The following is a 17141-nucleotide window of genomic DNA, read 5'->3' as shown; positions in this document are numbered from 1 at the left end:
TAAGCGAAGGGCGGTCAGATGAAGGCTCTCGAAGGCGTCCGCATCCTCGACATGACGCACGTCCAGTCCGGCCCGTCGTGCACCCAGCTGCTCGCCTGGCTCGGCGCGGACGTGGTCAAGCTGGAGGCCCCCACCGGCGACATCACCCGGCAGCAGCTGCGCGACGTGCCGGGCGTCGACAGCCTCTACTTCACGATGCTCAACTGCAACAAGCGCAGCATCACGCTCAACATGAAGAGCGAGCGCGGCAAGCAGCTCTTCACCGAGCTGGTGAAGGACGCCGACGTCCTGGTGGAGAACTTCGGGCCGGGCGCGGTGGACCGCATGGGCTTCCCGTGGGAGCGGCTCCAGGAGCTCAACCCGCGGCTGATCTACGCCTCGATCAAGGGCTTCGGCACCGGCCGGTACGCGAAGTTCAAGGCGTACGAGGTGATCGCCCAGGCGATGGGCGGCTCGATGAGCACCACCGGCTTCGAGGACGGCCCGCCGCTCGCGACCGGCGCCCAGATCGGCGACTCGGGCACCGGCATCCACGCGGTCTCCGGCATCCTGGCCGCCCTCTACCAGCGCGAGCGGACGGGGCGCGGGCAGCGCGTGCAGGTGGCCATGCAGCACGCCGTGCTGAACCTGTGCCGCGTCAAGCTCCGCGACCAGCAGCGCCTCGCGCACGGCCCGCTGCGCGAGTACCCCAACAGGACGTTCGGCGACGAGGTGCCGCGCTCGGGCAACGCGAGCGGCGGCGGCCAGCCGGGCTGGGCGGTGCGCTGCGCGCCCGGCGGCCCGAACGACTACATCTACGTGATCGTCCAGCCGGTGGGCTGGCAGCCGCTCTCGGGCATCATCGGCCGGCCCGAGCTGGCCGACGACCCCGAGTGGGCGACGCCGGAGGCCCGGCTGTCCAAGCTGGACAAGATGTTCCAGCTCATCGAGGAGTGGACGATCCGCCACGACAAGTGGACGGTCCTGGACCGGCTCAACGCCGCGAACATCCCGTGCGGGCCGATCCTGTCCACCAGGGAGCTGGTGGAGGACGAGAGCCTGCGCGAGGAGGGCATCGTCGTCACGGTCCCGCATCCCGAGCGCGGCGACTTCGTCACCGTCGGCAGCCCGTTGCAGCTGTCCGACTCGCCGGTGGAGGTCCGCACCCCGCCGCTGCTCGGCGAGCACAACGAGGAGATCTACGGCCGGCTCGGCGTCGGCACCGAGGAGCTGGCGGAGCTCAAGGCGAACGGAGTCATCTGAATGGACCCCAGGCAAGTGATCGAGCGGGCCCGCGCCGAGGGACGCGCCGCGCTGACGGCTCCCGAGGGCCGGCTGCTGTGCGAGGCGTACGGCATCGCCACGCCCGGCGAGGGGCTGGCCGGCTCGGCGGAGGAGGCGGCGGAGCTCGCCGGGAAGATCGGGCTGCCGGTCGTCCTGAAGATCGTCTCGCCGGACATCCTGCACAAGACGGACGCGGGCGGCGTGCTGGTCGGCCTGCGCACCCCCGAGGAGGTACGCCAGGGCTACGACACGATCCTCGCGGGCGTCCGCGCCCACGCGCCCGACGCCAGGATCGACGGCGTCCAGGTGCAGCAGCTCGTCGGCGGCGGCCTGGAGGTGATCGTGGGCGCGGTCACCGACCCGACGTTCGGCAAGGTCGTCGCGTTCGGCCTCGGCGGCGTCCTGGTCGAGGTGCTGAAGGACGTGACCTTCCGGCTCGCCCCGGTCTCCGGCGACGACGCGCTCGCGATGCTGGACGACATCCGGGCGGCCGAGGTGCTGCGCGGCGCCCGCGGGGCCGAGCCCGTGGACCGGGCGGCGCTGGCCGCGCTGATCGAGCGCGTCGGCCGGCTGGTCACCGACCATCCCGAGATCGTCGAGGTGGACCTCAACCCGGTCTTCGCCGACGCCCGGGGCGCCGTGGCCGCCGACGTGCGGATCCTCGTCGGCGACCGGCCGGAGGAGGTCACCCGGCTGCCCAGGGAGGAGATCCTGCGGCAGATGACGCGCATCTTCAAACCGCGTTCCGTGGCCGTCATCGGCGCCTCCGCCGAGACCGGCAAGATCGGCAACTCGGTCATGCGCAACCTCATCGACGGCGGCTACCGGGGCCGGATCCTGCCGATCAACCCCAAGGCCGACGAGATCATGGGGCTGCCGGCGTACAAGAGCGTCGCCGACGTGCCCGGCGACGTGGACGTGGCGGTCTTCGCCATCCCCGCCAAGTTCGTCGCCGCCGCGCTGGAGGAGGCAGGGGAGAAGGGCGTGGCCGGGGCGGTGATGATCCCGTCCGGGTTCGCCGAGACCGGCAACGTCGAGGGGCAGCAGGAGATCGTCGAGATCGCCAGGCGGCACGGCGTGCGCATGCTCGGCCCCAACATCTACGGCTACTACTACACGCCCGAGAACCTCTGCGCCACCTTCTGCACCCCCTACGACGTGCGCGGCAGCGTCGCGCTGACCTCGCAGAGCGGCGGCATCGGGATGGCCATCCTGGGCTTCAGCCGGACGACCAGGATGGGCGTGTCCGCCATCGTCGGCGTCGGCAACAAGGCCGACGTGGACGAGGACGACCTGCTGACCTTCTTCGAGCAGGACGACAACACCAAGGCCGTGGCCATGCACCTGGAGGACCTCAAGGACGGGCGCGGCTTCGTCGACGCCGCCCGCCGCGTGGTCAGGCAGAAGCCGGTCATCGTGCTCAAGGCCGGGCGCACCGCGATGGGCGCGCGGGCCGCCGGCTCGCACACCGGCGCCCTCGCCGGCGACGACAAGGTCTACGACGACATCCTGCGCCAGGCCGGCGTGGTCCGCGCCCCCGGGCTCAACGACATGCTGGAGTACGCCCGCGCGCTGCCCCTCATGCCCGCGCCCCAGGGCGAGAACGTCGTCATCATCACCGGGGCGGGCGGCTCCGGCGTGCTGCTCTCCGACGCCTGCGTGGACGCCGGACTGACGCTCATGGAGATCCCGCCCGACCTCGACGCCGCGTTCCGCGCGTACATCCCGCCGTTCGGCGCGGCCGGCAACCCCATCGACATCACCGGCGGCGAACCGCCCGCGACCTACGAGAACACGATCCGCCTCGGCCTCGGCGACGACCGCGTCCACGCGCTCGTCCTCGGCTACTGGCACACGATCGTGACGCCGCCGATGGTCTTCGCCGAGCTCGTCGCGCGGGTGGTGGCGGAGGAGAGGGAGAAGGGCAACGTCAAGCCCGTCGTGGCGTCCCTGGCAGGGGACACCGAGGTGGAGGAGGCCAGCGAGTACCTGTTCCAGCACGGCGTGGTCGCGTACCCGTACACGACGGAGAAGCCCGTCGCGGTCCTCGGCGCCAAGTACCGCTGGGCCAGGGCCGCCGGACTGCTGCGCTAGAGCCAGGCGGAGCAGGACGAGGCGAGGGGGCTAGATCGGGGCGCACGAGGAAGGCAACACACCCCCCAGGAGGTCCGTAGGTGGACACATCGAACACACCACCGGCGACGGCCACGCCGCCGGTCGAGGATCAACGAGTATGGAAAGCGGGCCGGCTGGAGCCGATGCCCATCAGGAAGCTCCCCGACGCGCCGCCCTCGGTGCACCTGCTCGGGCCGACGGTCTTCCTGGTCGCGCTCGGCGTCGGCATGGGCGAGTCGTACATGTGGCCCCGCCTGGTGCTGCTGTTCGGGCCGGAGATCAGGTGGCTGTTCCTGATCGGCGTGACCCTGCAGGCCGTGGTCATGCTGGAGATGGCGCGTTACGCCATGGCCACAGGGGAGAGCATCTTCTCCGGCGCGGCCCGCGTGTTCAAGCCGCTGATGTGGTTCTTCTTCGTCGTCGCCGTCGCGGTCTACATCTGGCCGGGGCACCTGTCGGCGGGGGCGGCGGCGTTCGAGGAGATCACCGGCATACCGTGGATGGTGACCGCGATCGCGGGGCTGATCCTCGTCGGCGTGGTCTTCACCCTCGCCAAGGTGATCTACAACCTCCTGGAGAACGTGCTGTCGCTGCTCATCGGCGCGCTCGTGCTCGGCACGGCCGTGGTCGCGGCCATGGTCGGCTCCTGGAGCGACGTGGTGACCACGATCACCGGCATGTTCTCCTTCGGCTACCTGCCGCCGCAGGCGATGTCGGCGGCGTGGTTCCCGGTCATCGTCGGGGCGTGCGCGTTCGCCGGGCCGTCCGGCATGCAGCAGATGTGGTACACCCTGCACCTGCGTGACTCCGGGGCCGGCATGGGCGCGCACCAGCCGCAGATCCGCGGCCTGCGGCACGCCGGCGAGGAGGAGGAGCGGCCCGCCCGCGGGTTCATGTTCGACACCTCCGACCCGGCCGAGATGGCGAAGTGGAAGGGCTGGCGGCGCTGGGTCACCTTCGACGCGCTGCTGCTGTTCTGGGGCATCACCATGCTGGTCACGATCTCCTTCACGGTGATCGCGCAGGCGGCGGTGCGGATCGACCCGGGCGTGCGGCAGGTCATTCAGGGCGACGACCGAGAGGTGGCGCTGACCGCGATGTCCAACGCCGTCTCCTCGGCGGGCAGTTCGGTTCTCGGGGTCGTGTTCCTCGGGTTCATCGCGCTGATCGGCCTGAACGCGACACTCGGCCTGTTCGACTCGTTCTCGCGCGGCCAGGCGGACATGACCTTCCACTTCATCCCCGGCGCGAAGAAGCTGGGCATGTCCAAGCTGTACGCGATCTTCCTGTGGGGAGTGATCCTCTTCGGGATCCTGATCCTGCTCTTCGGCCCCGCCGACGGGCCGAGCGGGATCCTGGACACGCTGGCGTTCCTGTCGACGTTCGCGATGGGCGCGTACTGCGTGACGCTGCTGCTGGTCAACAACCGCATGCTGCCCAAGCCGATCAGGCCCAGGTGGTGGTCGAACGTGATCATCGGCTTCGGCGCGGTGTTCTACCTCGGCATGCTGTTCTACAGCCTCTTCGCCTACGGCGTGGTCGTGGGCTGATGGAGCGACGGCACAGTTTCGAGCTCGCCCTGCCAGGGGCGTCCATCGGAGCCGTCGCCGGCGCCATGGCCGGTGGGCTGACCCTCTTCGCGGGGGCGCCCACCGGACTGGCCGCGCAGGCGGCCCTGGCGCTGGCCGCGCCGCTCGCCCTCTTCGGCGGGCTGTTCGGCGTGCTCGTCGGCCACGGCGTGCTCCGGCCCGGCACCTTCGGGCCGGCCGGCCTCTACTGGATGGCGGCCTTCCCGCTGTCCCGGCTGCTCCAGGAGAGCGTGGCGGGGGTGGGTATGAACGACGGCGTGCTTCCCTTCCTCGCCTACCAGGCCATGGTGGGCCTCGGCTTCGCCATCGGCTTCGTCTGGCTGCACGAGCGGTTCATGCCGTACTGGCTGTCGCACCGCGCGGCCGTCAACCCGCTGGCGGCCGAGCTGCTCGCCGTCTACGTCAGGTACGCCACGACGCTGCGTGCAGGAAAGAAGGGAAGCAGGCGGTGAACCTGCCCTTCTGGATCTGGGCGGCCACCATCGGTGGCTTCGCCGTGGTCCTCGCGTTCGACTTCTGGCTGGTGTCCCGCAACCCGCGTGAGCCGTCGATGCGCGAGTGCGTCGCCTGGGTGTCGTTCTACGTCGGACTGGCCGCGGCCTTCGGCGCCGGGCTGCTCCTGCTGTCCGGCCCCGGGCACGGCGGGGAGTTCTTCGCCGGGTGGATCACCGAGTACTCGCTCAGCGTGGACAACCTCTTCGTGTTCCTGCTGATCATGAGCAGGTTCCGGGTGCCGCGGGAGTACCGGCAGAAGGTGCTGCTCATCGGCATCGTGCTGGCGCTGGTCATGCGCGGGGCGTTCATCGCGGCCGGCGCGGGCGCCGTCCAGCGCTTCGACTGGCTCTTCTACGTGTTCGGCGCCTTCCTCGTCTACACGGCGTGGAAGCTGATCGGACACGAGGAGGAGGCGGAGTTCTCCGAGAACCTGGCGCTGCGGACCGTACGGCGGGTGCTGCCGACCACGGACACCTACCACGGCGCCCGCCTCACCGTGCACCACGGGCGCAGGCTGGTGACCCCGATGCTGATCGTGATGGTCGCCATCGGGACCACCGACCTGCTGTTCGCGCTCGACTCGATCCCGGCCATCTTCGGGCTCACCAAGGAGCCCTATCTGGTGTTCACCGCGAACGCCTTCGCCCTCATGGGGCTGCGGCAGCTCTTCTTCCTCGTCGGCGGGCTGCTCGACCGGCTCGTCTACCTGAGCAAGGGGCTGTCGGTGGTGCTCGCCTTCATCGGGCTGAAGCTCATCATGGAGGCGCTGCACCACGACGGCGTGCCCTGGGCGCCGGAGGTGCCGATCCTGGTCTCCCTCGGCGTCATCGTCGGCACCCTCGCGGTGACGACGGTGCTGAGCCTGGTCAAGTCGGCCCGCGACGCGAGGAGAGCGAGGGAACGGGAGACGGTGGAGCAGGCGTCGGGGCGCTGATCCGGCCGCGGCGGGGGCGTGCCGCCTCCGCCGCGGCTCAGTGCCGCGGGCTCTCGTGGACGTCGTGCCCGGCGGCGGCGGCCCACAGCCGCAGGTAGCGCTCGGCGTCGTCGGCCGAGCCCTGCCTGCGCAGGGCCGTGCTCAGCCCGAGGCCGATCGCCCGGCCGTCCGACGGCGAGCCCGCCGGTTCCGTGAGGAGAAAGCGCAGGAACGCTCTCATGGTCATGCACCTCCCATCCGTGCCGCCCCATCCTCCGCCGGAGGTGTTTCTGGGCGGGTGTCGCGATGTGAACGTCAGGTCAAGCGGCACTCAGCCGGCCGTGCGGCGGCGCCGGCGCACCGGCTTGGGTGCGGGCTGGACCGGCTCCTTCTCCCGCTGCTCCATGTAGGACACGCGGGTGTGCTCGGTGTGCTCGCGCATGACCTTCGCCGCGCGGCGCTCGTCGCCGGCCTCGATGGCGTCGATCAGGCTCGTGTGCTCCTCCCAGGAGGCCATGCCGCGCTGGCGGGCCACCGGCGTGTGGTACCACCGCACCCGCCTGGCCACCTGGCTGGTCAGCTCGGCCAGCACCTTGTTGCCGGACAGTGCGGTCACCAGGGCGTGCAGCTCGGAGTTGGTGGCCACGGCGGCGTCCACGTCGTCGGCGCGCACGGCCGCGATGCCGCGGGCGCAGAGGTCGCGCAGCCGCTTCACGCCGTCCTCGCCGGCGTGGAGGGCGGCGAGGCGCGCCGCCTCGGTCTCCAGCAGCGCGCGGACGGCGAGCAACTGGTCGGCCTCCTCCACGGTGGGCACGTGCACGAACGCGCCCTGGCCGGGGTGCAGGTCCACCCAGCCCTCGCCGCTGAGCTGCTGGAGGGCCTCGCGGACCGGCTGCCTGGAGACGCCGAGGAGATCGGCCAGCTCGCTCTCGACCAGGTGCTGGCCGGGCTTGAGCTGGCCGGAGACGATCAGCTCCTGGATGGCCTCGATGACGCTCTCCCGCAGCGTGGCGGGGCGCTGGATCTTGGTGGCCGCCGGCTGACCGGCCTGCTCCGACAGCAACATGGTCACCTCTCCAGGAACTGCGTATCGTACGGGTTCGGGCGTTTCGCTGTTTTTGGTCGACTGCCTACAGCATACCGTTCGCGGCACGGACGCGGCCCGTGAGCCTCGTCACAGAGTGCCTGCGCAGAGGCCATATCGGCTTTCGCGTGGCCTCAGACGGGGAGTGTGGCGGGCAGGCCGGGCAGGCGCAGGCGGGGCGCGGCCAGCGCGGGCAGGGCCGCCAGCGCGGCGGCGGCCAGCAGGGCGGCCGAGGGCGCGGACAGCGCGGCGGCGGCCAGCAGGGCGGCGCCGACCCCCGCCAGGGCCTTGGCGCTGTAGACGACGGCGTGGATCTCGCCGTGCCGCTCGACCCCGAAGAACTCCCTCACCAGGCTGGCGAGCAGCGGGTAGAAGGCCCCGCCCCCGAGCCCGGCCGCGACCACGCCGAGCCAGAGCAGCACCCCGTGCCCGGCCTCGCCCGCCGGGTTCGCCGCGGCCCCGATCCCCGCCGTGCCCCCCACTCCGGCCCCCGTCGTCATTCCGGCCGCGAGGAGGAGCTGGCCGAGGGCGAGCGAGCCGAGGACGGCGGCCAGGGTGCGGCGCCGGCCGAAGCGCTCGGAGCAGCGCATCGCCAGCGACCGCCCGGCGCCGTTCAGCGCGACCAGCAGCGCCACCGCCGCCCACGCCCCGGTCGCCGCCACCACGATCACGTCGAACACCGACACCGCCCCGGCACAGGTCAGGATGAGCGCCAGCGCGGGGAGCGCGCGCGTGCGCAGCGCCTGGGGCAGGAGGAACTGGCGGGCGGCGTCGGGGGTGATCCGCAGCCGGGCCGCGTCCAGCGCGTGCGTACGCGGATCCAGGCTCTCCGGCCACCACAGCGCCGGAGCCGCGCGCAGGCCCCGCGCCGCCGCCCCGACGACGACGGCGGCCACGGCCGCGGCGGTCACGAAGGCGGCCGGCGTCGCCCCCGGAGCGAGCCCGGCCCACACCAGCAGCGGCACGGCGCCGTAGCCGAAGGCCCCGGTGATCAGCCCGACCCGGGCGGCGGCCCGCTCCGGATACCAGGAGGCGACGACCTCGCAGCACACCCCGTAGACCAGGCCCGCGCCGAGCCCGCCGAGCAGCGCGTACCCGGCGAGGGCGAGCGGCCAGGCGAGCCCGGCGGTGGCGAGGCCGGCGGCGCTCAGCGCCGCTCCCGCCGCCAGCGCGGGCCGGACGCCGAGGCGGCCGCTGCGCACCAGGCGGAGGGCGGGCAGCGCGCCCGCGGCCTGGGCGGCGATCCACGCGGCGAGCAGGGTCAGGCCGGCGCCCTCGCGGGCGAGGAGGGCGGCGAAGCCGTACTGGAGCGGGCTGATCGCCGCCATGGCGGCGAGGGCGAGCCGGAACATGCGGGTGCGGTCGGAGGGGACGGGCCCGGGGAGGTACGCGCGGCCACGCCAGTCTCGGATTGCATTCTCCATACTGTATGGAATATCCCGCTCATTCGCCCGATGTCGAGCCCTGGACGGAGAATATTCCATACGGTATACCGTACACAAAGGAGGCTCGCATGGACCTGTACGAGTACCAGGCGAAGGAGCTCTTCAGGCGGCACGGCATCCCGGTCCCGCGTGGCGCGGTCGCGGAGACCCCGGCCGAGGCCCGCGCGATCGCGGCCGACCTGAACGCGCCCGTCGTCATCAAGGCCCAGGTCAAGACCGGTGGACGAGGCAAGGCGGGCGGGATCAGGCCGGCGGCGGGGCCGGTCGCGGCCGAGCACGAGGCCGCCCGCGTGCTCGGGATGGACATCAAGGGGCACCGCGCGCGCCGCGTCCTGGTGGAGGCCGCGACCGTGCCCTTCGAGGAGTACTACGCGGCCTTCCTGGTGGACCGCGCCGAGGGCGGTTTCCTGGCGATGGTGTCCGGCCAGGGCGGCGTGGAGATCGAGGAGCTGGCGGCGAGCGACCCCGGCGCCGTCGTCCGGCTCCCCGTGGACCCGGTCGAGGGCGTGGACGCCGACGCCGCCCGGCTGCTCGCGGCCGGGGCGGGCCTGCCCGAGCAGGCCGCCGAGGTGCTGGAACGGCTGTGGCGGGTGCTGGTCGCCGAGGACGCGCTGCTGGTCGAGGTCAACCCGCTCGTCTGCACCACCGACCAGCGCGTCGTGGCGCTCGACGGCAAGGTCACCCTGGACGACAACGCCGCCTTCCGGCACCGGCGCGAGGCCGAGGAGCCGACCGGCGGCCTGGAGGACCGTGCCCGCGCCAAGGGACTCAACTACGTGAAGCTGGACGGCACGGTCGGCGTGATCGGCAACGGCGCGGGCCTGGTGATGAGCACGCTGGACGTGGTGGCCGGCGCCGGCGCGGCCCCGGCGAACTTCCTGGACATCGGCGGCGGCGCCTCCGCGCAGGTGATGGCCGACGGGCTGGAGATCATCCTGGCCGACCCGGACGTGCGCTCGGTGCTGGTCAACGTCTTCGGCGGCATCACCGCCTGCGACGCCGTGGCCAACGGCATCGTCACCGCGCTGGAGCTCCTCGGCGAGCGGGGCCACGGCCGGCCCATCGTCGTACGGCTCGACGGCAACAACGCCGAGCTGGGCCGGCGCATCCTCGACCAGGCCCGGCACCCGGCCGTCCGCCAGGTCTCCACGATGGACGCCGCCGCCGCCACGGCGGCCCGGCTCGCGGCAGGAGCGTGAAACATGGCGATCTTCCTGACCAAGGACAGCAGGGTGCTCGTGCAGGGCATGACCGGCGCGGAGGGCACCCGGCACACGGCCCGCATGCTGGCCGCCGGCACCGACGTCGTGGCCGGGGTGACCCCGGGCAAGGGCGGCCGGTCGGCGGACTTCGGCGAGCGCACGGTGCCGGTGTTCGGCTCGGTGGCCGAGGCGGTGGAGGAGACCGGCGCGGACGTGTCGGTGGTGTTCGTGCCGCCGCGCTTCACCGGCGGGGCCGTCGAGGAGGCGGTGGCCGCCGGGGTGCCGCTGTGCGTGGTGATCACCGAGGGCGTGCCGGTGCACGACACCGTACGCTTCCGGGCGCTCGCACGGGGACGTACCCGGATCATCGGCCCCAACTGCCCCGGACTGATCAGCCCAGGGCAGTCGTCGGCCGGCATCATCCCCGCCGACATCACCACCGCCGGCCGCGTCGGCCTGGTCTCCAAGTCCGGCACCCTCACTTACCAGCTCATGTACGAGCTGCGCGACCTCGGCTTCTCCACCGCCGTCGGCATCGGCGGCGACCCGGTCGTCGGCACCACGCACATCGACTGCCTGCGGGCGTTCGAGGAGGACCCGGGCACCGACGCGATCGTGATGATCGGCGAGATCGGCGGCGATGCCGAGGAACGGGCCGCCGCCCACATCGCCGGGCACGTCACGAAGCCGGTGGTGGCGTACGTGGCCGGCTTCACCGCCCCCGAGGGCAGGACGATGGGCCACGCGGGGGCCATCGTCTCCGGCTCGTCCGGCACCGCCCGCGCCAAGAAGGAGGCGCTGGAGGCCGCCGGCGTGCGCGTCGGTGAGACCCCCTCCGAGACCGCCCGCCTCCTGCGCTCCATCCTGGCGGGTGTCCGGTGAGGTTCGCCGTCAACCTGTCCATCCTGCTCACCGAACTGCCGCTGCTGGAGCGGCCCGCCGCGGCGGCCAAGCACGGGTTCGACGCCGTCGAGCTGTGGTGGCCGTTCGACGGGCCGGAGCCGCCGGCCGCGGAGACGGCCGCCCTGCGCCGGGCCGTCGAGTCGGCCGGGGTCCGCCTCACCGCGCTGAACTTCGACGCCGGCGACATGGCGGCGGGCGAGCGCGGCCTGCTGGCCCGCCCCGACGGCGCGGAGCGGTTCCTCGCCGGCGTCGGGCCCGCCGTCCGGCTGGCCGGGGAGCTGGGCTGCCCGGTGCTGAACGCCCTCTACGGCAACGGCCCCGGCACCGACAGGGAGCTGGCCGTGGCCAACCTGCGCCGGGCGGCGGACGAGGCGGCCGGCGTCGGCGCGACCGTGGTCGTCGAGGCGCTCAACTCCCACGACAACCCGCGCTATCCGATCACGTCGTCGCAGGCGGCGTTCGCGCTGATCGACGAGGTGGACAGGGAGAACGTCGCCTTCCTGGCCGACCTCTACCACCTGCACCGGATGGGCGAGGACGTGCTCGCGCTCATCGACCGCCACGCCGCCCGCTTCGGCCACGTGCAGATCGCCGACGACCCCGGCAGGGGGCGGCCGGGCAGCGGCGGCATGCCGTACCCGGAGATCCTCGCCCGGCTGGCCGCCGCGGGCTACGAGGGGCACGTCGGCCTGGAGTACCGGCACGAGGGGCCGGGCGCGTTCGACTGGAGGCACGCGTGAACATCGGCTTCATCGGTCTGGGGATCATGGGCGGCCCGATGGCCGCCAACCTCGTCAAGGCGGGGCACACCGTACGCGGCCACGACGTGAGCGCCGCGCCCGTCGAACGGCTGGCCGCGCTCGGCGGCGAGGCCGCCACCGGCGTGCCGGACGCGGTCGAGGGCGCGGACGTCGTGATCACCATGCTGCCCGACTCGCCGCAGGTCGAGGAGGTCGCGCCGCTCGTCGTCGCGCACGGCCGCCCCGGCCTGCTCTACCTCGACATGAGCACGATCAGGCCGGAGACCTCCCGCCGGGTGGCACGCGAGGCCGCCGCCGCGGGCGTACGGGCGCTGGACGCCCCGGTGAGCGGCGGCGAGCGCGGCGCGGTCGACGCCACCCTGTCGATCATGGTGGGCGGCGAGAAGGAGGCGTACGAGGCGGCCCGCCCGGTCCTCGGGGCGCTCGGCACCACGATCGTGCACGTGGGCCCCGCCGGGGCCGGGCAGACCGTGAAGGCCGCCAACCAGCTCGTCGTCGGCGGCATCTACGGCCTGGTCGCGGAGGCGATCGTGCTGCTGGAGGCGAGCGGCGTGGACCCGGTCGCCGGGCTGGACGTGCTGGCGGGCGGCCTGGCCGGCTCCCGGATCCTGGAGCTCAAGCGGCACACCATGATCAGGCGCGAGTTCGCCCCGGGCTTCCGCATCGACCTGCACCACAAGGACATGGGCATCGCCGTCGCCGCCGCCCGCGAGGCCGGCGTCGCGCTGCCGCTCACCGGCCAGGTCGCCCAGCTCGTGGCCGCGGCGCGGGCGCAGGGACACGGCTCGCTCGACCACTCCGCCCTGCTCAAGGTCGTCGAAAGGCTGAACACGTGAAGCGCATCCCGTGCATGGAGGCCGTGGTCGCGGTGCTGGAGTCGGAGGGGGTGGACACCGTCTTCGGCATCCCCGGGGCGGCCATCCTGCCGTTCTACGCCGCGCTGCGGGGCAGCTCGATCCGGCACGTGACGGTCCGCCACGAGGAGGGCGGCACGCACGCGGCCGACGGCTGGGCCAGGGTCACCGGGAACGTCGGCGTCTGCGTCGGCACCTCCGGCCCGGCCGGCACCAACATGATCACCGGCCTCTACACGGCGCTCGCCGACTCCATCCCCATCATCTGCGTCACCGGCCAGGCCGAGAGCGCCAAGCTGCACCAGGAGGCGTTCCAGGCGGTCGACATCGTGGAGGTCGCCCGGCCGGTCACCAAATGGGCGGTGCAGCTCAAGGAGCCCGCCCAGGCGCCGTGGGTGTTCCGCGAGGCGTTCAGGATCGCCCGTTCGGGGCGGCCGGGGCCGGTGCTCATCGACCTGCCGCTCGACGTCCAGCGCGGCACCTGCCGCTACGACCGCGACCTCGACGCCCCGCTGCCGGTCGAGGTGCCGCGCCCGCTGCCGAAGGCGGTGCGCCGGGCCGTGGACCTGCTGGAGGGCGCCCGGCGGCCGATCATCCTCGCGGGCGGCGGCGTCATCATCGGCGAGGCGGCGGAGGAGCTGCGGGCGCTGGCCGAGTACCTCCAGGTGCCGGTGCAGGTGACGCTCATGGGCAAGGGGGCCTTCCCCGAGGACCACCCGCTGTTCGCCGGGATGGCCGGCATCCAGACGCAGACCCGGTGGGGGAACGCCGCGTTCCTGGACAGCGACCTCGTGCTCGCCGTCGGGGCCCGCTTCGGCGACCGGCACACCGGCGACCTGGACGTCTACCGGCGCGGGCGCTCCTTCATCCACGTGGACATCGAGCCCACCCAGCTCGGCCGGGTCTTCGAGCCCGACCTCGGGATCGTCGGGCACGCCCGGCCGGCGCTCGCCGCGCTCCTCGACGAGGCCCGCGCCCGCGGCGGCCCCGCCGCGCCGGGCAAGTGGGTGCGCAAGGTGGGCAGCCTGCGCCGCACGCTGAACCGGCGCGACGACTTCGACGACGTGCCGATCAAGCCGCCCCGGGTGTTCCGCGAGATCAACGACTTCTTCGGCAGGGACACCACGTTCGTCACCGCGATCGGGCTCTACCAGATCTGGTCCGGGCAGTTCCAGGCGACGTACCTGCCGCGCCGCTACCTGGTGTGCGGGCAGGCCGGGCCGCTGGGGTGGGAGGTGCCGGCCGCGATGGGCGTCAAGTGCGCGCATCCGGAGCGGCAGGTGGTGGCCGTCGTCGGCGACTACTCCTTCCAGTTCCTCATGGAGGAGGTCGCGGTGGCCGCGCAGCACCGGATCCCGATCGTCATCATCATGATCAACAACGAGTACCTCGGGCTCATCCGGCAGGCCGAGCTCCCGTACGGGATGAACTACGCCGTGGACCTGCACTACGGCGAGGGCGGCATCGACCACGTCAAGGCCATGGAGGCGTTCGGCTGCCCGGCCCGCCGGGTCGAGCTGCCCGGCGACCTCAGGGACGCGCTGGCCTGGGCGAGCGCCGAGGCCGCCCGCGAGCGGCTGCCGGTCCTCGTGGAGGTGATGGTCGAGCGCGAGGCCAACGCCGCCATGGGGCCGGCGCTGGACGCGATCAAGGAGTACGAGCCGCTGCCCGAGCTCATCTCCGCCGACTGGTCCGACTGAGGAGGGATCCGACATGCGGCTCAAACCGGGTACGGCCTGGCCCGACGTCCACGACCGCTGCCGCACGGCGGCTCCCGAGGCCTTCCACGACGACCGGGTGCTCAACCACTGGGGCGGCATCTGGCACCGCGACGGCCGCCCCGTGCCCGGCTTCTCGCCACTCGACGGCACCGTCATCGCCGGGCCGCCGCGCCTCGACCGGGCTGGCGCGGGCCGGGCCGTGGCCGGGGCGGTCGAGGAGCACCGGCGCTGGCGGCACGTCCCGCTCGCCGCGCGCAAGGCCATGGTCGCCGCCGCCGTCGAGTCCATGGCCGCCCACCGCGACCTGCTGGCCCTGCTGCTGGTCTGGGAGATCGGCAAACCGTGGCGGACCGCCCGCGCCGACGTGGACCGCTGCCTGGACGGCGTGCGCTGGTACGTGGACGAGATCGACCGGATGACCGCCGGCCGCACCCCGCTGCCCGGCCCGGTCAGCAACATCGCGAGCTGGAACTACCCGATGAGCGTGCTCATGCACGCCATGCTCGTGCAGGCGCTGGCCGGCAACGCGGTCATCGCCAAGACCCCCACCGACGGCGGGCTGAGCTGCCTCACCCTGGCCTGCGCGCTCGCCGTACGCGAGGGGCTGCCGTTCACCCTCGTCAGCGGGGGAGGGGCCGAACTGTCGCCGGTGCTGGCCGGCGGGCGGGCACTCGGCTGCGTGTCGTTCGTCGGCGGCAGGGACGCCGGGGCGAAGGTCGCCACCTCCCTCGCCGACCTCGGCCGGCGGCACGTGCTGGAGCAGGAAGGGCTCAACTGCTGGGGCGTGTGGCGCTACGGCGACTGGGACACCCTCACCCGCCAGATCCGCGCCTCATTCGACTACGGCAAGCAGCGCTGCACCGCCTACCCGCGCTTCGTCGTGCAGCGCGCGCTCTTCCACGACTTCCTGCGGGCCTACCTCGCGGCCGTGGACGCGCTGCGCTTCGGCCACCCGCTCGCCGTCGCCGGCCCCGACGACCCGCTGCCCGAGCTGGACTTCGGCCCGCTCATCAACGCCTCCAAGGCCAAGGAGCTCGCCGACCAGGTGGACGAGGCGGTGGCGCGCGGCGCCGTGCCCGTGCACCGGGCCTCCCCGGCCTCCGGGCACTTCCTGCCGGGCCAGGACACCTCCGCCTACTTCGCCCCGACCGCCCTGCTCGACCCGCCCCGCTCCTCACCGCTCCACCACGCCGAGCCGTTCGGCCCGGTCGACACGATCGTCCTGGTGGACACCGAGGCCGAGCTGCTGGCCGCCATGAACGCCAGTAACGGCGCGCTCGTCGCCACCCTCTCCTGCGACGAGGAGGAGACCTTCCGCCGCCTCGCCCCCGAGGTGCGGGCCTTCAAGGTCGGACACAACCGGCCGCGCTCGCGCGGCGACCGCGAGGAGCTGTTCGGCGGGCTCGGCGCGTCCTGGCGCGGCGCGTTCGTCGGCGGCGAGCTGCTGGTCAAGGCCGTGACCGAGGGCCCTGACGGCGAACGCCTGCCGGGCAACTTCCCGCACTACACGCTGCTGCCCTAGGCCGACCCGGCCGCCCACCCCGGTGGCTGGGCGGCCTCTCAGCGCACGGCGAGGAGCGCCGCCGCGAGCGCCGCCTCGACGAGCAGGTAGAAGACGGTGGGGTAGAACCGCGACGGGCGCTCGACGGCCATGGAGACGACCCGACCCGCGGCCATGCCGGCCAGCGCCAGCGCCACGGTCAGCACGATGCCGTCCCGCAGCCCGACGTCGTAGCAGGCCAGGGCGAGCGCGGCGGCCACGGCCAGGCCGAACCCGCCGTAGACGGCCCGCACCTCGTTGCGGCCGTCGGCCGTCGGCAACGTGATGCCGAACGTGGCGATCAGCGAGGCGGGCGCCGCCAGGGCGTAGATCCCCATTCCGGCGAAGAAGACCGCCACGACGGCGATGACAACCTGGTCCATTCGCAGCAGGATGGCCGTCGCCGCCGGGCCCGTCGATTACCTCCCAGGTAGGGGAGACGGCACGGGCAGGCCGGGGCGTCGGGTCAGGCCGCGATCAGGCCGAAGCGGGTCGCCGCCACCAGCGCGACGAACAGCACCATGACGACCCGCAGCACCTTCGCCCCCAGCCCCAGCGACGGCCAGGACAGGAACGCCAGCCAGCAGATGAACGCGAGCACCGCCAGCGCCGCCACCCCGCCGAGCGGGTTCGCCACCGCGAGCGCGGTCAGCAGCAGCACCACCAGCACCACGGGCGGCACCCAGCGGGGCACCTGCGTGAAGAGGTACGCCATCGGCACCGCGCTCCGCCGCTCCACGGCCTTGCGCAGCCCGCTCGCGCCTTCGGTGAAGAACCGCTCACCCTGGGGGAGCGGGCGCTTGTCGTGAGAGGCCACGCCCAGAGCCTACGGGAGAGGGCGCGCCTTGTGGCCGATGCGCCTCTAGGCTGTTCAGGTGCTCGCCGTGATCCGATACACCGTCCCAGAGTCCCAGTCCCAGGACTTCGCCAAGCAGGGGCAGACCATCCTCGACACGTTCGCCGGCCAGCCGGGCTTCCTGCGCGGGCGGCTGGCCCGCTCGGTCGACGAGCCCAACCTGTGGGCCCTGGTCACGGAGTGGGAGGGCGCCGGGTTCTACCGCAGGGCGCTGTCCGCCGCCCGTCTGGTGATGTATCCACTGATGATCCTCATGGTCAACGAACCCAGCGCGTACGAGGACGTCCACGCGCAGGACGGGACGTAGGGCCACTCGCGCGCGAGAGCCCCGGCCGTCCCCTAAGCTGGGAGCTCATCACTTTCACACTCGCCGACCTCCAGCCGGAAAGAGAACCAACCA

At 72.9% G+C, this 17141-nt stretch carries 17 protein-coding genes; 12 read left to right on the top strand and 5 right to left on the bottom strand.

Features of this window, described 5'->3' with window-relative positions; translation table 11 throughout:
- Positions 1-18 precede the first annotated feature (18 nt).
- From frc to BMW85_RS20590, 5 genes are all read left to right on the top strand, one after another.
- Positions 19-1242, top strand: a complete 1224-nt coding sequence (frc, locus tag BMW85_RS20610) for a formyl-CoA transferase (protein ID WP_091083620.1) — start codon at positions 19-21, stop codon at positions 1240-1242.
- Positions 1243-3357 (top strand): acetate--CoA ligase family protein, encoded by a 2115-nt coding sequence (locus BMW85_RS20605; RefSeq protein WP_091083618.1) that lies wholly within the window; start codon positions 1243-1245, stop codon positions 3355-3357.
- Positions 3358-3437: 80 nt separating this feature from the next.
- Positions 3438-4928 carry an Nramp family divalent metal transporter gene (locus BMW85_RS20600; RefSeq protein ID WP_245774958.1) on the top strand — a complete coding sequence of 497 codons (1491 nt, stop codon included), beginning with the start codon at positions 3438-3440 and terminating at the stop codon, positions 4926-4928.
- Positions 4928-5419, top strand: a complete 492-nt coding sequence (locus BMW85_RS20595) for a hypothetical protein (protein WP_091083613.1) — start codon at positions 4928-4930, stop codon at positions 5417-5419. The genes BMW85_RS20600 and BMW85_RS20595 overlap by 1 nt, the downstream gene beginning before the upstream one ends.
- Positions 5416-6396: a TerC family protein gene (locus tag BMW85_RS20590; protein ID WP_091083610.1), complete on the top strand. Its 981-nt coding sequence runs from the start codon at positions 5416-5418 to the stop codon at positions 6394-6396. Before BMW85_RS20595 ends, BMW85_RS20590 begins: the two co-directional genes overlap by 4 nt.
- Positions 6397-6433: 37 nt before the next feature.
- Here BMW85_RS20590 and BMW85_RS20585 read toward each other — a convergent pair whose 3' ends face one another.
- From BMW85_RS20585 to BMW85_RS20575, 3 genes are all read right to left on the bottom strand, one after another.
- Positions 6434-6616, bottom strand: a complete 183-nt coding sequence (locus tag BMW85_RS20585; RefSeq protein WP_143082348.1) for a hypothetical protein — start codon at positions 6614-6616, stop codon at positions 6434-6436.
- 90 nt (positions 6617-6706) lie between these two features.
- Positions 6707-7441 (bottom strand): GntR family transcriptional regulator, encoded by a 735-nt coding sequence (locus BMW85_RS20580; RefSeq protein ID WP_091084097.1) that lies wholly within the window; start codon positions 7439-7441, stop codon positions 6707-6709.
- 152 nt (positions 7442-7593) lie between these two features.
- The gene (locus tag BMW85_RS20575) at positions 7594-8883 is read right to left on the bottom strand and encodes an MFS transporter (protein WP_143082347.1); all 1290 of its coding nucleotides are present in this window, start codon (positions 8881-8883) and stop codon (positions 7594-7596) included.
- An 89-nt stretch (positions 8884-8972) separates the two neighbouring features.
- On the opposite strand from BMW85_RS20575, the gene sucC reads away from it, so the two are divergent.
- Genes sucC through BMW85_RS20545 form a run of 6 tightly spaced genes read left to right on the top strand, consistent with a single transcriptional unit; the run spans position 8973 to position 15867 of the window.
- Complete coding sequence (gene sucC, locus BMW85_RS20570; RefSeq protein ID WP_091083603.1) at positions 8973-10103, top strand: ADP-forming succinate--CoA ligase subunit beta; 1131 nt, start codon at positions 8973-8975, stop codon at positions 10101-10103.
- Between the two features lie 3 nt (positions 10104-10106).
- Positions 10107-10988 (top strand): succinate--CoA ligase subunit alpha, encoded by an 882-nt coding sequence (gene sucD / locus BMW85_RS20565; protein WP_091083600.1) that lies wholly within the window; start codon positions 10107-10109, stop codon positions 10986-10988.
- The gene (locus BMW85_RS20560; RefSeq protein ID WP_091083598.1) at positions 10985-11749 is read left to right on the top strand and encodes a hydroxypyruvate isomerase family protein; all 765 of its coding nucleotides are present in this window, start codon (positions 10985-10987) and stop codon (positions 11747-11749) included. Before sucD ends, BMW85_RS20560 begins: the two co-directional genes overlap by 4 nt.
- Entirely contained in the window at positions 11746-12606 is an 861-nt protein-coding gene (locus BMW85_RS20555) for a 2-hydroxy-3-oxopropionate reductase (RefSeq protein WP_091083596.1), read from the top strand. The genes BMW85_RS20560 and BMW85_RS20555 overlap by 4 nt, the downstream gene beginning before the upstream one ends.
- On the top strand, positions 12603-14324 hold the full coding sequence (gcl, locus tag BMW85_RS20550; protein ID WP_091083593.1) for a glyoxylate carboligase: 1722 nt from the start codon (positions 12603-12605) through the stop codon (positions 14322-14324). The genes BMW85_RS20555 and gcl overlap by 4 nt, the downstream gene beginning before the upstream one ends.
- A 13-nt stretch (positions 14325-14337) precedes the next feature.
- Positions 14338-15867: an aldehyde dehydrogenase family protein gene (locus tag BMW85_RS20545; RefSeq protein ID WP_091083591.1), complete on the top strand. Its 1530-nt coding sequence runs from the start codon at positions 14338-14340 to the stop codon at positions 15865-15867.
- A gap of 38 nt (positions 15868-15905) precedes the next feature.
- Here BMW85_RS20545 and BMW85_RS20540 read toward each other — a convergent pair whose 3' ends face one another.
- Both BMW85_RS20540 and BMW85_RS20535 read right to left on the bottom strand, forming a co-directional pair.
- Positions 15906-16268: a DUF4345 family protein gene (locus tag BMW85_RS20540; protein ID WP_091083589.1), complete on the bottom strand. Its 363-nt coding sequence runs from the start codon at positions 16266-16268 to the stop codon at positions 15906-15908.
- Between the two features lie 83 nt (positions 16269-16351).
- Positions 16352-16702, bottom strand: a complete 351-nt coding sequence (locus BMW85_RS20535; RefSeq protein ID WP_091083587.1) for a DUF6703 family protein — start codon at positions 16700-16702, stop codon at positions 16352-16354.
- A gap of 67 nt (positions 16703-16769) precedes the next feature.
- On the opposite strand from BMW85_RS20535, the gene BMW85_RS20530 reads away from it, so the two are divergent.
- Positions 16770-17048: an antibiotic biosynthesis monooxygenase family protein gene (locus tag BMW85_RS20530; RefSeq protein WP_342743426.1), complete on the top strand. Its 279-nt coding sequence runs from the start codon at positions 16770-16772 to the stop codon at positions 17046-17048.
- The last annotated feature ends 93 nt before the right edge of the window (positions 17049-17141 follow it).

The sequence above is a fragment of the Nonomuraea wenchangensis genome (assembly GCF_900111685.1).
In the GTDB taxonomy this organism is placed as follows: Bacteria; Actinomycetota; Actinomycetes; order Streptosporangiales; family Streptosporangiaceae; genus Nonomuraea; species Nonomuraea wenchangensis.
The sequence above is the reverse complement of the archived record's forward strand: the minus strand, read 5'-3'. Positions and strand labels throughout refer to the sequence as shown.

What these genes read in the sequence shown, in the direction of transcription:
- BMW85_RS20545 (WP_091083591.1), top strand. Translation starts at nt 14,338, where the DNA reads ATGCGGCTCAAACCGGGTACGGCCTGGCCCGACGTCCACGACCGCTGC.
- BMW85_RS20540 (WP_091083589.1), bottom strand. Translation starts at nt 16,268, where the DNA reads ATGGACCAGGTTGTCATCGCCGTCGTGGCGGTCTTCTTCGCCGGAATG.
- sucC (WP_091083603.1), top strand. Translation starts at nt 8,973, where the DNA reads ATGGACCTGTACGAGTACCAGGCGAAGGAGCTCTTCAGGCGGCACGGC.
- BMW85_RS20575 (WP_143082347.1), bottom strand. Translation starts at nt 8,883, where the DNA reads ATGGAGAATGCAATCCGAGACTGGCGTGGCCGCGCGTACCTCCCCGGG.
- BMW85_RS20585 (WP_143082348.1), bottom strand. Translation starts at nt 6,616, where the DNA reads ATGAGAGCGTTCCTGCGCTTTCTCCTCACGGAACCGGCGGGCTCGCCG.
- frc (WP_091083620.1), top strand. Translation starts at nt 19, where the DNA reads ATGAAGGCTCTCGAAGGCGTCCGCATCCTCGACATGACGCACGTCCAG.
- BMW85_RS20595 (WP_091083613.1), top strand. Translation starts at nt 4,928, where the DNA reads ATGGAGCGACGGCACAGTTTCGAGCTCGCCCTGCCAGGGGCGTCCATC.
- BMW85_RS20605 (WP_091083618.1), top strand. Translation starts at nt 1,243, where the DNA reads ATGGACCCCAGGCAAGTGATCGAGCGGGCCCGCGCCGAGGGACGCGCC.
- BMW85_RS20580 (WP_091084097.1), bottom strand. Translation starts at nt 7,441, where the DNA reads ATGTTGCTGTCGGAGCAGGCCGGTCAGCCGGCGGCCACCAAGATCCAG.
- sucD (WP_091083600.1), top strand. Translation starts at nt 10,107, where the DNA reads ATGGCGATCTTCCTGACCAAGGACAGCAGGGTGCTCGTGCAGGGCATG.